Origin of the sequence: uncultured Granulicatella sp. (assembly GCF_963528315.1) — a bacterium.
Lineage (GTDB): Bacteria > Bacillota > Bacilli > Lactobacillales > Aerococcaceae > Granulicatella.
Genome location: NZ_CAURVV010000011.1, coordinates 1 through 15,119 on the forward strand (window position 1 = coordinate 1; position 15,119 = coordinate 15,119).

Consider the following 15,119-nt stretch of genomic DNA (forward strand, 5'->3'; position numbering starts at 1 on the left):
AAAATCGGGACGTGCTTTCTTCTATTTTTGAGACTTACTGCCCAGCCTCTTTTTTGACTTTAAATATTTAAACTGTCATAAACAGATTGTTTCATTTCTGAAATTTCAAGTACTCTTGTGTGTCGGATTTCTGCTTCTAATACACTTGTAACGGCTAGAGGAATTTCTACTCCGCTTAATTGACGTACTTCATCAATTAATTGTTGATCACTTAAAGCAGTAACATCTGAGTCTTTTACAGCTGATACAACACTTTGTGGGAATTTGTATGGACTTGCTGTTGAGACAATGACTGTAGGAGTGTTGTCTTTTGTTTCTTGTTGATATTTATCATAAGCACATTGAGCTACAGCTGTATGTGGATCTAATAAATAGTTTTCTTTTGATAAAACAGATTCAATCGTTTGTGCTGTTTCTTCTTGACTAGCACGAGCAGCATAAAACTCTTCATATGAGTTTAATACGTCTTTTTCGATATGATACTGACCATTATTCGTTAATGAATCCATTAATGCTTTTGTTTCTTCAGCATTGCTTCCAGTCATTTCAAAAATTAATCGTTCTAAGTTACTAGATACTAAAATATCCATACTTGGTGAACTTGTTACTTCGAATTTTCTTTGACGATTGTATGTCCCTGTATGGAAGAAGTCTACTAATACATCATTTTCATTTGAAGCGCAGACTAATGTTTGAATTGGAACACCTAATTGTTTTGCATAATATGCTGCTAAAATATTTCCGAAGTTTCCTGTTGGAACGACAACATTCATAGCTTCACCAATTTTAAGTACGCCTTGTTTTACTAATTGTGCATACGCATAAACATAATACACCACTTGAGGGCATAAACGACCAATATTGATTGAGTTAGCGGAAGAAAGTTGGAATCCTTTTTCTGCTAATGTTTGGTTTAAGTCGGCATCATTAAATAGTTTTTTCACCATTGTTTGAGCATCATCAAAGTTTCCTTTTACACCATAAACAAATGTATTTTCTCCAGCTTGAGTGACCATTTGACGTTCTTGAATCGTACTTACGCCACCTTTTGGATAAAAGACAATAATTTTTGTATGCGGTACATCTGCAAATCCTGCTAAGGCAGCTTTTCCTGTGTCTCCAGAAGTAGCTGTTAAAATGACGATATCTTTGTCTTGTTGATTTTTCTTAGCTGCAGTTGTTAATAAATACGGCAAGATTGATAAAGCCATATCTTTAAAGGCAATTGTACGTCCATGGAATAATTCCATAATGTAGGCATTACCAACTTTTTTAACAGGAGCAATAGCTGGATCGTCAAAAGTTGTGTCATATGCAGAGTGAATACAATGTTGTAATTCTTCATCGGAAAAATCAGTTAAAAATGCTTTTAAAATAGGGAATGCAATTTCTTGATAAGATTGGTGTTGTAATGTTTCCCAGTTCAATGATAATTGTGGCATTGTCGTTGGAACGTATAACCCTCCATCTTCAGCAATTCCTTTTAAAATTGCTTGAGAAGCTGTTACACGATTGTTTTTATCTCGAGTACTAATATAGTGTAATTCTGTCACAAGTTATCCTCCTTTTTCTCTTCTAATGCTTTGTATTTTACCATAAGTTTTTCCATGTGCCTACTAAGTTGAATAAAAGAGAATCTATAAAAAAAGAGGTTAGAATTTTAGATTCTAACCTCATAAAAAATTATGCTTACTGTCTAAAATAAGGTTTGTTTTTTAGACTCTTTAATAATAATAGTCCGAAGATTGTTGTGAAACTGATTTTAATCAAATCTGGCAAAATAAATGGAAGTACTACGAGATTGATAGCTTTTGAAAAATCAGCATGTGTAATCAGAATAAATCCAATCAATCCACCAATAAATAGGGCAACTTCTCCTAAAAGATTCGCTACAAATAGACGAACTGCATTTTGTTTTCTTTGTGCAATAATTGAAGTGACGAATGCACGAACTGGGAAGAACACTAAAAAACCAGCAGTTGGTCCAAAGAAAGCTTGAAATCCACCTTTTCCACCTGCAAAAACAGGAAGTCCAATAGCGCCTAATAATAAATAAAGTAAAATGGCAAATGTGGCTTCTTTTGGACGATAGACGGTTGCAACTAATCCAATGGCTAATGTTTGTAAAGTAATGGGAATAGGCCCTAAAGGGATTTGAAAGGGTGACAATGCTGCCACTAGCGCTGCTCCCAATGCGATTAATGTTAAAGAATATGTTTTGTTCATAATTGTTAACCTCCTAAACTTGAACATGGTAACAATATAAAAGAGTTTTGATATATTGTCAATCTTTTTTTACAAAATGTTTGATAGAATTGTTTGAAAAACACTCTAAGCCTTGATAGAATAGATACAATACTTTTTATGAAATAAGAAGAGGAGTGAAGAGATGTTAAAGAAAATAGTTCCCTATTTTTCAAAATATAAATATTTCCCATTTTTAGCATTTTTATCCATTTTAGTGGAAGTTGTCTGCGAAGTTGGGCAACCAATTATTATGTTAAAAATTATTGACGAAGGAATTCCAAATCGAGATACTTCGATGATTTTATGGTATGGAATTTTAATGATTATCGTTGCGATGATTTCCCTTGGGGCAGGGGTGTTAGGTGCAAAATTTGCATCCATTGCTGGAACAGGAGTAGCAAGTGAATTAAGAAGTGCGCAAATGAAGAAGATTCAAGAATTTTCATTTAAGAATTTAGACTTCTTCTCTAATGCATCCTTAATTACACGTATGACGAGTGATGTGACAAATGTTCAAAATACAGCGATTATGACGATGCGTATTTTAGCACGTGCACCAATGATGTTTTTATTTGCATTCTTCTTTGCAGTGTCATTGAATGCACAATTGTCATTAGTCTTTGTTGTGGCCGTTCCATTTTTAGTAGTGAGCTTGGCGCTTATTATTTCAACAGCATTTCCTCGTTTTAGATTATTACAACAGGCAACGGATGGGATTAACCGAATTCTTCAAGAAAACTTTATTGGAATTCGAGTGGTAAAATCTTTTGTTCGTGAACCTTTCGAACGTGTGAAGTTTGGTGTTGAAAATACAAACTTTAAAACACGTGCTTTACATGCAATGTATGTCATCGTTTGGAATAACCCTATCATGCAATTAACGGTTTACGCTTGTACAATTGCAGTTATGTGGTTTGGTGGAAAATTTGTAATGCATGGTGAAATGACAACTGGAGAATTGATTAGTTTCATTTCTTATATTACACAAATCCTAATGTCCTTAATGATGATTTCCTTTGTCTTTGTTATGTTAACAATGACAAAAGCTTCAATGGATCGTATTTTTGAAGTGATTGAAACAGAAGTAGATATTGTGGAACCAGAAAATGTTATTCCAACTGAAATTACTCGTGGCGATGTAGAGTTTGATCATGTTCATTTCTCATACGGAAAAGATCAACAAGAAGAAGTGTTAAATGATATTCATTTTTCAGTGAAAAGTGGACAAGTTCTTGGAATTATTGGGCCAACCGGTTCAGGTAAAACATCTCTTGTTCAATTAATTCCTCGATTGTATGATGCAACGGCAGGAAGTGTTCGAGTTGCAGGTAAAGATGTTCGAGACTATGCCTTTTCTGATTTAAGAAGTCAAGTAGCGATGGTTCTTCAAAAGAACACACTGTTTTCTGGAACGATTCGAGAAAACTTATTATGGGGAAATCCTCATGCAACCGAAGAAGAAATGATTCAAGTAGCAAAATACGCTCAGGCTCACAATTTTATCATGGAAATGCCAGATGGCTATGATACAAAAGTAGAACAAGGAGGAAGAAATTTCTCTGGGGGTCAAAAACAACGTTTATGTATTGCAAGAGCGATGTTAAGAAAACCAGCTGTATTAATTTTAGATGATTCAACTTCTGCGGTGGATACATCAACAGATTCATTAATTCGTGAAGCGTTCTTTAATCATTTACCAGATACAACCGTTATTATTATTGCACAAAGAATTTCTTCTATCCAAGGTGCTGATAAGATTGTTGTGTTAGAAGATGGAAAAATGAATGGAATTGGAACACACGAAACATTAATGGAAAATAACGAACTGTATCGTGAAATTTATGAAACTCAAATGGAAGGAGCGAAAGTAGATGAGCGCTAAAAAAATAGGACCAAAACGTCCTGAAAATTTAAAGCAAACATTAGCCGACTTATGGAGCTATTTATGGAAAAGTAAGTGGAGTCTTTTCGCTGTTCTTTTATTAGTCGTTTTAGGAAGTGCTGCAGGAATTGTAGGGACTTACTTTATTCGCCCTTTAATTAATGATTTTATTGCGACAAAAGATGTAGCTGGTCTAGCAAAAATGCTAGGAGTTATTGGCTTAATTTATATTGTCGGAGCAATTGCGAATTATTTCTCTGGGAAAATTATGATTACGATTGGCCAACAAACGATTGAAACAATGAGAAAAGATTTATTTGACCATATTCAAACATTGCCAATTCGTTTCTTTGATACAAATAAACATGGGGATTTAATGTCTCGCTTTACAAATGATTTCGAAAATATTCAACAAGCGTTTAATAATAGTATGTTGATGATTGTTAGCTCTTTATTACAATTGGTATTGACATTTGTGATGATGATTATTTTATCTCCGATTTTAACAGTAATGTTAATCATTATGGTCTTCATTATGTTTGCGATTGTAAGAGTTGTAGCTGGTCGTTCTGGTAAATTCTTCGCGGAACAACAAAAAGTTTTAGGGCAAGTGAATGGATTTGTCGAAGAACATATTGAAGGACAAAAAGTTGTGAAAGTATTTAACCATGAAAACTTAGTCTTAAAAGAATTTGAAACTTTAAATGCTCAATTAAGAGAAGCAGCAAACCAAGCGCAATTTAACTCGAATATTATGTTCCCTATTTTAGGAAATATTAGTTATATCAATTATGCATTGACAGCTTCAGTTGGTGGATATTTAGTTGTATTCCAAGGAATGGACGTTGGGGCATTAGCTTCATTTTTACAGTACTCAAGAACATTTGCTCAACCATTAGCACAAATGTCGCAACAAACAAATGTCTTATTAGCTGCAATGGCTGGGGCAGAACGAATTTTTGCGATATTAAAAGAAGAGTCTGAAGTAGATGAAGGAACTGTGACATTAGATCAAACAGATCCAAAACAATGGTATTGGGTAAAAGGGGAAGAAAGAATCCCTGTTGTTGGAAATATTCAATTGAATGAAGTGGATTTCAGTTATGTTCCAGATGTGCCAATTTTGAAGAAAATCAATGTTTGGGCTGAGCCTGGATTGAAAGTAGCTTTTGTTGGTGCTACAGGTGCTGGGAAAACTACGATTACGAATTTGATTAATCGTTTTTATGAAATTAATAATGGAGAAATTACGTTTGATACGATTCCTGTTACGGATATTAAGAAAGACGATTTACGTAAAACAATTTCGATTGTATTACAAGATACACATTTGTTTACGGGTTCGATTGCGGATAATATTCGTTATGGGAATTTAGATGCGACGGATGATGAAGTGGTAAAAGCTGCAAAATTAGCGAATGCACATGGATTTATTAAACGTTTGCCACATGGGTATCAAACGGAGATTACAGGTGATGGGGAAGGTCTTTCTCAAGGGCAAAGACAGTTACTTGCGATTGCTAGGGCTGCTGTGGCAAATCCGAAGGTGTTAATTTTGGATGAAGCGACTAGTTCGATTGATAGTCATACGGAAGCGTTGATTAGTAAAGGGATGGACCAATTGATGGAAGGTAGAACTTCATTTGTAATTGCCCATCGTTTATCAACGATTCGGAATGCAGATGTGATTATGGTAATGGATCATGGTGAGATTATTGAGCGTGGGAACCATGAAAGTTTAATGGAAAAACAAGATGTGTACTATCAATTGTATACAGGACAGCTTGATTTAGACTGATTTAGAAGAAATATGACTTTTCTGTTGTAGTAAGGGACCGCCAGTAGACAGCTGTTGCTGTTTCTTGGCTAAACTTCGAGCCTTGGTCTCGAAGTTCCCTGAGTAATGGTAGCCAGTTCGGCTACCATTACTTTTACTACAGCGAAAAGTCAATTTCTTTGGACGGATATTTATGAGAGTGCGTAAATGAATTAGACTTTGCTATATCGTAGCTGGGGACAGCAGCAGGCCTACGGTCTCATTGCTAAACTTCGAGCCTTAGGTTTCGAAGTTTCCCGTGATATAATCAGCGTTCGCTGATTATATCGCTAGAGCTACTATGCAAAGTCTTTTCTATTTGGACGGGTATTTATGAGAGGACGTTTGGAAGATAGAGTTTGATTTTAGTAGCTAGGAACGGGAGCAAATACCTTCGGTATTTCATGCCTAAAAATTGAGCCTAGGTCTCAATTTTTCCCGTGATATAATCAGCAGTCGCTGATTATATCGCTAGAGCTACTATGCAAAGTCTTTTCTATTGGACGGATATTTATGAGAGGGCGTTTTGAGAGTTAGATTTTGTTTTATAGTAATAAACGACGGCAGCAGGCCTTCGGTCTCATGCCTAAACTTATATCTTAGGATTTTGAAGTTTCCTGAATATTTTGTAACAAAAAAGACGACCAAAGTCGTCTTAAAATATTGTTATTCTACTATTCGTCAGTAGACAAATAGTCATCTAATTCAAATACGGAAATGCTTAATCGTTTTGCACCTTCTTCTTTAGAGAGAAGACCATCTTTAATCAAACTGATAATCATCATTTTCTTTCCGTGCTCGATACCGTGTGCTTTTCCTTCCTCTAATCCTTTCGCTATTCCTTTTTCTAATCCTTCTGTCATAGCTTGATTGATTGCATCTTTCTTGTCTTTTTCTATAGTCGCTAAAAAACTTGAATAGGCTTGGAGATATCTTGTTCTTTCGTCATACATTTTTTGTTCCTCCTTTGTCCAGTCTATTCGGCTCACAATTCGATCCGCTTGTTCCAAAATTTTCTCCGGACTTTGTGTATAGGGTTGGTTCCCAAAAAACTCAATCCATCTAACTTTTTTGTATTCTTGTATCTTATCTTTATTATACTTCTCTAATTCTAAAAATGCCATTAAGGCTAAGTCTTGTTCTTCTTCAAAGCCTTTAAAATAAACTTTCAATTCATCGTTTGTATTTTTTTCTTTGAAGCAGAATACATGAATCATTTCCTCGTCCTTAAAATATCTTTTTTGTGTGATGGCAATGGTGTACACAGGTAATAATTCTTCTGCGAGTTTATGTGTTTCCACTCCATCTTTTTTATGTTCATCTGCATTTTTAGTCACTTGGTTACATAGATATAACCATAAACGCTTAATAAAGTCAAATTGATAGGCTACTTGGATTTCGATAATGACCTGTGTACCATCGTTTAATGCTGCTAATACATCGATACTGGTGACATAAGTCTTTATATCTTCGAATTGATGATTGTGTATTTGTGTTCCATCGAGTATTTTCACATGGTGCACAGGTAAGTCTAGGATATCTCGAATAAATTGTGCTGTTATTTCAGTATTACTGAACACTTTCTTTGCCATTAAATCCATCATGGGTCTTGCATCTTTTATCCGTTCTTTCATTGTTAACACTCCTTCATTTTATTTTGAAGTGGAATAGTGGTGAGCATTCTGTCTTTATCTTCTATATACGAAAAAATTCTCGGAAAATATTTTTTTATTAAGAGAAATCTACCTTTCCAGTGAAAATGTAACTTCTTTCAATCAAACTAAATTTATGTTAGGATAAAAAAGATTAGGAGGTTTTTATGACAGAGACAGAATTAACTATTGAACAACGTGCCTTGGATATTGTAAAGCAAGAACTAAATCAATATTCACCAAAGCAAATTGATACAGTATTAGCTTTGTTAGAAGATGGCAATACAGTTCCTTTTATTGCACGTTATCGTAAAGATCAAACAGGGAGTTTGGATGAAGTTCAAATTCGTGAAATTGAAGAAAGACATCGTTATTTAGTAAATTTTGAGAAAAGAAAAGACGAAGTCATTCGATTAATTGATGAACAAGAAAAATTAACAGATGAAATCTTAAATGATTTAATGAAAGCAAAAACTTTAACCGCTTTAGAAGATATTTATCGTCCATTTAAACAAAAGAAACGTACAAAAGCGACGATTGCCAAAGAAGCAGGATTAGAGCCGCTAGCTGAATTTTTATTAGCATGTACAGCAGATGATGTTGAAGCAAAAGCTGCAACATTCGTTAACGAAGAAAAAGAAATTCTGACAGTAGAAGATGCGTTAAATGGAGCGTTAGAAATTATTGCTGAAAAAGTCTCCGATAATGCTCATTACAGAAAATTATTACGTGAATACACAGTTCAAAAAGCAATGCTTGTGACAAGTTTAAAAGATGAAGAAAAAGATGAAAAACACGTATACGAAATGTATTATGATTATCAAGAATTGGTAAAAACAATTGTGCCACATCGTATTTTAGCAGTGAATCGTGCTGAAAAAGAAGGCGTGGTTAAAGTTAGCTTGGAAGTTGATACAACGATTCCATTAGAAAAAATTATGAAGAAAGAAATTTCAAATACAGCTTCTCCATCTGCGACTTATATAAAAGCCGCAATTGAGGATAGTGTTAAACGTTTCATTGCACCAGCTATTGAGCGTGAAATTCGTTCTGAATTAACAGAGAAGGCTCAAACTCAAGCAATTGAGATTTTTGGAGAAAATTTACAAAATCTGTTATTACAAGCACCGATGAAAGGACATGTGATCCTAGGATTAGACCCAGCGTATCGAACAGGGTGTAAGTTAGCCATTATAGATGAAACCGGGAAAGTATTGGATAAAGCAGTCATTTACCCTCACCAAGGAGCAAGTGACTTTAAGCGTGCTCAAGCAGGAACAACATTCAAGAAATTATTGGAAGATTATCAGGTCACTTTAGTCGCTATTGGAAATGGTACTGCAAGCCGAGAATCAGAAGCTTTCGTGAGTGAACAGATTAAAGGGATAAATCGTAAAATTTATTACACAATTGTTAGTGAAGCAGGAGCATCTGTTTATTCTGCTAGTGAGATTGCACGAAAAGAATTCCCGGATTATCAAGTAGAAGAACGTTCAGCGGTAAGTATTGCTCGTCGATTGCAAGATCCATTAGCAGAATTAGTGAAAATTGATCCAAAAGCAGTAGGAGTAGGACAATATCAACATGATGTGAGTCAAAAACAATTAGATGCCAAATTAGACATTGTGGTTGAAACTGCCGTGAATAAAGTTGGTGTCAATGTCAATACAGCAAGTGCTGCTCTATTAGAACATATTGCAGGACTAACTAAAACGACTGCTGCAAATGTGGTTGCTTACCGTGATGAAAATGGAAAATTCACCAATCGTTCACAATTGAAAAAAGTTCCTCGCTTAGGACCAAAAGCTTTTGAACAAGCAGTAGGATTTTTAAGAATTGTAGATGGTAAAAACCCACTGGATGGAACAGATATCCACCCAGAGTCTTATGAATTTGCAGAAAAGATTTTAGAAAAAATTCAAGCAACAAAAGTAGAGATTGGCACAGAAAAAGTAGAACAAGCACTGTCTGTTTTAGATAAAAAGGCATTATCTACTGAACTAGGAATTGGATTTGAAACGTTAGAATTAATTTTTGCCGGATTAACCAAACCGGGAAGAGATCCTCGTGAAGAAGTTGATCCTCCAATTTTAAGAAGTGATGTATTATCTATGGAAGATATTCAAGTCGGAATGGAATTACAAGGAACGATTCGTAATGTAGTCGATTTTGGAGCATTCGTGGATATCGGTGTGAAACAAGATGGCTTAGTTCATATCTCAAGAATGAAACAAGGATTCGTGAAGCATCCTAGTGATGTCGTTGCAGTGGGTGATATTGTAACAGTATGGGTTACTGAAATTGATATGAAAAAAGGCAGAGTAGGCTTATCTATGCTTCCGCCAAAAGAAAATAAAAAATAATTTTTAAACTCCATTTAAGGTTTGATGCCTCAGATGGAGTTTTTTGTGATTCTGTATTTAAATTTGAATTAATTTCTCATCATTCTTTAGAAAAATTGATGCTTTATGGTATAATTATTTTGAGTTATTTTATTCAAAAGGAGAAAGAAAATGTCAGAGATTAATCAAAATCATGCTCTTGAGCAATTAAAAGAAAATGCTAATAAAATTTACCAATTAATTAATCAACAAAAGAATCATTTATGTATTGCTAAATGCCCAGCTTTTGAAGAAGTAGTGGATACTCAATTGTTTGGATTATCAAAACAAGTAGAATTTGCTGTAGCGATTGGTGTTGTAGAAGCGAATGAAGGACATCAATTAATGGCTGATTTGGAATATGCATTAAATGAAGTATATAGCGATGTATATGAGAAAAACTGGCAATCTTAAGGAAAGTTAGAGGAATTATTGTTTTGAAAGTACAAGATAAAATAAAAAATCTCTTCCAAGTAGATAAAATCATTTTAGTTATTTTTATTTTATTATCTGCATTTGGTCTTGTAATGATTTATAGTGCAAGTAGTTATTTTTCATTAACATCTGTAGGTAATTCTGAATATTTTTTAATTCGCCAATTTGCTTTTGTTGTGGCAGGAATTGCTATAGCTATTGGAATTGCAAATAATGGAAAAAAATTCTTTTTTAATGAACGAATATTACAGATAGTATATGTAATATTAATTTTATTACTCTTATTCGTTTTCACTCAATCAGGAATTAAGGGTGCTAAAAGTTGGATTAATTTACGAATTTTTAATTTACAACCTTCTGAATTTGCTAAAGTTATTTTAATATGGGCAAGTGCTTTTTATTATCATAAATTTAAAGATAATCGTGATTGGAAACAATTATATATGTATCCAATGGGGATGTTGTTATTAGTAAGTATATTAGTTTTAATGCAACCAGATTTTGGAACAGTAATGATTACAGTCTTGATGATGTGGTTATTAGCATTAACAACAGGATATTCTAAAAAAGCGATTAAATATTCTGGAGTAGCTTTTGTCATTGGTTATTTGTTTACCTATTTACCGATTTCTATTATTCAGCACTTACCGTTTAAGGCTTATCAAGTTGGCCGATTTCTTTCATTCCATAACCCATGGGATGATACGAGCGGAGTAGGTTATCAATCGATTCAAGGATTCTTAGCTTTGGCTAGGGGTGGATTAACAGGTACTGGTTTATCTAGCTCTATCCAAAAAACAGGATTTTTACCAGAAGCTCATACAGACTTTATTTTAGCGATTGTTGGAGAAGAACTAGGATTCATTGTTGTGTGGCTTGTATTAGTCGTTCTATTCTTCTTAATTATATATATTTTTTGGAAGGCTCAATTTTGTCGATCATTATTTTCTCGATACTTATGTCTAGGCGTTGGAATATTTCTATTAGTACAAAGTGGAGTGAATATTGGAGCGTTACTTGGGTTAGCGCCAATTACTGGGGTTCCACTACCATTTTTAAGTTATGGTGGTTCAAGTTTTATTGTTTCGAGTATTGCGATAGGAATGGTACTTTTTGCATTAAAATATGACAAGGAATACCAAGAAGATATAATGAATAAAATCAGAATGAATGAATTTGAACTTGTGGAAGATGAAAATAATGAAGGTTCTCAAGAAGAAACATTTCAAGAAAATAAAGAATTGATTGATGAAAAGGAGGATGAGCATGAAGAAATTACTGGTGGCTAATCGTGGAGAAATTGCGATTCGTGTATTTCGTGCCGCTTCGGAATTAGGGATTGAAACGGTTGGTATTTTTGCCAAGGAAGATGATCATTCATTGCACCGTTTCAAAGCGGATGAAGCCTATTTAGTTGGAGAAGGTAAGAAGCCAACAGAAGCTTACTTAGATATGGATGATATTATTCGTATTGCGAAACAATCAGGGGCAGATGCTGTTCATCCTGGTTATGGTTTTTTATCTGAAAATATTGATTTCGCTAGAAAATGTCAAGAAGCAGGACTAACCTTTGTTGGGCCTCATTTAGAACATTTAGATATTTTAGGAGATAAATTAAAAGCAAAAACTGCTGCGCATAAAGCTGGTTTACAATCGATTCCTGGGACAGAAGGGACAGTGTCTTCTGTTCAAGAAATTTATGATTTTGGAGAACAATTTGGTTATCCGATTATGATTAAAGCTGCACTTGGTGGCGGCGGTCGTGGGATGCGTGTTGTTTATCGTAAGGAAGATGTTCAAGATAGTTATGACCGTGCCGTTGGAGAAGCGATTAAAGCTTTTGGTGCTGGAGAGTGTTATGTAGAAAAATATATTGAAAATCCACAACATATAGAAGTACAAATTCTAGGGGATGAGCATGGAAATGTTGTTCATTTATTTGAACGTGATTGCTCTGTTCAAAGACGTCATCAAAAAGTGATTGAAGTTGCGCCATGTATTTCACTTTCAGAAGAGATGCGCTCCAAAATTTGTAATGCTGCCGCTAGCTTTATGAAAGAAATTGGTTATGTCAATGCAGGGACAGTTGAGTTTTTATTAGATGGAAATCAATTTTACTTTATTGAAGTGAATCCAAGAATCCAAGTAGAGCATACCATTACAGAATTGATTACAGGAATTGATATTGTTCAAGCACAATTAAAAATTGCGCAAGGAATGGATTTGCATCAAGAAATTGGTATACCTACACAAGAAAACTTAACATTTAGTGGAGCTGCAATTCAATGTCGTATTACTACTGAAAATCCTGAAAATAACTTCTTGCCAGATACTGGTAAAATTAATACGTATCGTTCACCAGGTGGATTGGGTATTCGTTTAGATGCGGGAAATGCCTTCCAAGGAAATGTGGTTACGCCATATTTTGACTCGCTATTAGTAAAAGTTTGTACGTATGGGCGTGATTTTTCTCAAGCAGTTACAACAATGCAACGTGCGTTAAAAGAGTTTAGAATTCGTGGAGTGAAGACGAATATTCCATTTTTAAAAAATGTGATTCATCATGATGATTTCTTAACAGGGACAGCTAAAACAACGTTTATTGATACAACACCTGAATTATTTAAGTTTCCAAAGGAAAGTAATCGTGGAAATAAAATTTTAAAATATATTTCTGAAATTACGGTAAATGGGTATCCAGGAATCCCACAAGAAACAAAGGCATTTGAGAGACCAACTTATATCGAAACATTGAAGCCTGTTTCAAAACCAGAAATAACTGCTAAGCAGTTGCTAGATGAAAAAGGTGCGGATACAGTTTCTAAATGGGTATTAGAACAAGAAAAAGTTCTTTTAACGGATACAAGTTTTAGAGATGCGCATCAAAGTTTGATGGCTACAAGAATGCGTTCGATTGATTTAATTCAAGCAGCGCAACAATATGAAGCTGCAGTACCTCAGTTATTTTCAGCAGAGGTTTGGGGTGGGGCAACTTTTGATACAGCATATCGTTTCTTAACAGAAAATCCTTGGAATCGATTAGAAAAAATTCGTAAAGCAATGCCAAATACCCTATTACAAATGTTATTGCGTGGTTCTAACGCAGTAGGCTATTCGAATTATCCAGATGCGATTATTCGTACGTTTATTTTAGAAGCAGCTACAGCAGGTATTGATGTGTTCAGAATTTTTGATAGCTTAAACTGGTTACCTCAAATGGAAGTGAGTATTCAAGCCGTTCGTGAAGCAGGGAAAATTGCAGAAGCGACAATGTGTTATACAGGTGATGTATTAAATCCAATACAAACAAAATATACATTAGAATATTATAAACAGTTTGCAAAAGATTTAGAAAAAGCGGGTGCGCATATGATTGCCATTAAAGATATGGCAGGATTATTAAAACCTCAAGCAGCTAAACAATTGATTACAACTTTAAAAGAATCAGTGGATATTCCAATTCATTTACACACTCATGATACAAGTGGAAATGGTATTTTAACATTGGCAACAGCAATTGATGCTGGAGTGGATGTAGTCGATGTAGCCTTCAGTGCATTAGCAGGTGGAACTTCTAACCCAAGTATGGAAACTCTATATCACGGATTAGAGGGTACGACTCGTCAACCTGAATTAGAGATGGAAAATGTAACAACATTAAACCGTTATTGGGGAACAATCCGCAAATCTTATCATGCATTTGATCAAGTACAAGTTTCTCCAAGTCCTGAAGTTTACTATCATGAAATGCCAGGTGGACAATATACGAATTTATACCAACAAGCTAAATCAGTTGGTTTAGGAGAACGTTTTGAAGAAGTGAAAGATATGTATCACCGTGTGAACCAATTATTCGGAGATATTATTAAAGTAACTCCTTCTTCTAAAGTAGTTGGAGATATGGCGTTATTCTGTATTCAAAATGAACTCAATGAAGAAAATATTTATGAAAAAGGATTAACACTATCCTTCCCAGAGTCTGTGATTCAATTCTTTAGAGGTGATTTAGGGCAACCAGTTGGAGGCTTTAATGAAAAACTTCAAAAAGTTGTATTAAAAGAGATTGAGCCAATTACGGTTCGCCCAGGATTATTAGCTCCTGAAGTAGATTTTGAAGAAGTTCGTAAAGAATTAGAAGATTTACTAGGGCATAAACCAAAAGACCAACAAGTACTAAGTTATCTCATGTATCCAAAAGTGTATAAGGAATACCAAGAGAGAAAAGAATTATATGGGGACTTAAGTAAATTAGATACGCAGACATTCTTCTATGGAATGCGTATGGGTGAGACGATTCAAATGGAATATGCTCCAGGTAAAGTCTTCATGATTACATTAGTTCAAATTGGGGAACCAGACCAAGATGGAAATCGTATTATGTTCTATCGATTCAATGGACAAAGTCGAGAAATTGTTGTGCATGATGCAAGTGCGACAATGACCACTGTTAAACGTCAAAAAGCAGATGCGAATGACTTTGGACAAATTGGGGCAACAATGCCAGGTAGTGTCCTAAAAGTATTTGTTACAAAAGGTGAAGCTGTTCGTAAAGGACAAGTGCTACTTGTAACAGAAGCAATGAAGATGGAAACAACGATTCAAGCACCATTTGATGGCGTTGTTGAAACGATTGCTGTTAAAGAACAAGATATGATTGATGTTAGTGATTTACTATTAACAATCCGTAAAAAATAATAAAGAGAGGA

The 15,119-nt window shown here is 34.6% G+C and carries 9 protein-coding genes; 6 read left to right on the forward strand and 3 right to left on the reverse strand.

Going from position 1 to position 15,119, the window contains the following annotated elements:
- Positions 1–59: 59 nt before the first annotated feature.
- Positions 60–1,553 carry a threonine synthase gene (gene thrC, locus RYK07_RS04085; protein ID WP_314852526.1) on the reverse strand — a complete coding sequence of 498 codons (1,494 nt, stop codon included), beginning with the start codon at positions 1,551–1,553 and terminating at the stop codon, positions 60–62.
- Positions 1,554–1,689: 136 nt separating this feature from the next.
- Complete coding sequence (locus tag RYK07_RS04090; protein ID WP_314852527.1) at positions 1,690–2,226, reverse strand: biotin transporter BioY; 537 nt, start codon at positions 2,224–2,226, stop codon at positions 1,690–1,692.
- Between the two features lie 163 nt (positions 2,227–2,389).
- Between RYK07_RS04090 and RYK07_RS04095 the strand changes: the two genes are divergently transcribed.
- Together RYK07_RS04095 and RYK07_RS04100 are read left to right on the forward strand one after the other, a co-directional pair.
- Positions 2,390–4,129, forward strand: a complete 1,740-nt coding sequence (locus RYK07_RS04095) for an ABC transporter ATP-binding protein (RefSeq protein ID WP_314852528.1) — start codon at positions 2,390–2,392, stop codon at positions 4,127–4,129.
- The gene (locus tag RYK07_RS04100; RefSeq protein WP_314852529.1) at positions 4,119–5,927 is read left to right on the forward strand and encodes an ABC transporter ATP-binding protein; all 1,809 of its coding nucleotides are present in this window, start codon (positions 4,119–4,121) and stop codon (positions 5,925–5,927) included. Before RYK07_RS04095 ends, RYK07_RS04100 begins: the two co-directional genes overlap by 11 nt.
- Before the next feature lie 692 nt (positions 5,928–6,619).
- Here RYK07_RS04100 and RYK07_RS04105 read toward each other — a convergent pair.
- The gene (locus RYK07_RS04105) at positions 6,620–7,579 is read right to left on the reverse strand and encodes an Rpn family recombination-promoting nuclease/putative transposase (RefSeq protein WP_314852530.1); all 960 of its coding nucleotides are present in this window, start codon (positions 7,577–7,579) and stop codon (positions 6,620–6,622) included.
- Between the two features lie 185 nt (positions 7,580–7,764).
- Between RYK07_RS04105 and RYK07_RS04110 the strand changes: the two genes are divergently transcribed.
- The 4 genes from RYK07_RS04110 to RYK07_RS04125 all read left to right on the forward strand — a co-directional run bounded on the left by RYK07_RS04110 (position 7,765) and on the right by RYK07_RS04125 (position 15,108).
- A complete protein-coding gene (locus tag RYK07_RS04110; RefSeq protein ID WP_314852531.1) occupies positions 7,765–9,960 on the forward strand; it encodes a Tex family protein in 2,196 nt (731 codons plus the stop codon).
- 150 nt (positions 9,961–10,110) lie between these two features.
- The gene (locus RYK07_RS04115) at positions 10,111–10,392 is read left to right on the forward strand and encodes a DUF1507 family protein (RefSeq protein ID WP_006703508.1); all 282 of its coding nucleotides are present in this window, start codon (positions 10,111–10,113) and stop codon (positions 10,390–10,392) included.
- Between the two features lie 23 nt (positions 10,393–10,415).
- A complete protein-coding gene (locus tag RYK07_RS04120; protein ID WP_314852532.1) occupies positions 10,416–11,702 on the forward strand; it encodes an FtsW/RodA/SpoVE family cell cycle protein in 1,287 nt (428 codons plus the stop codon).
- Positions 11,680–15,108: a pyruvate carboxylase gene (locus RYK07_RS04125; protein ID WP_314852533.1), complete on the forward strand. Its 3,429-nt coding sequence runs from the start codon at positions 11,680–11,682 to the stop codon at positions 15,106–15,108. The genes RYK07_RS04120 and RYK07_RS04125 overlap by 23 nt, the downstream gene beginning before the upstream one ends.
- The last annotated feature ends 11 nt before the right edge of the window (positions 15,109–15,119 follow it).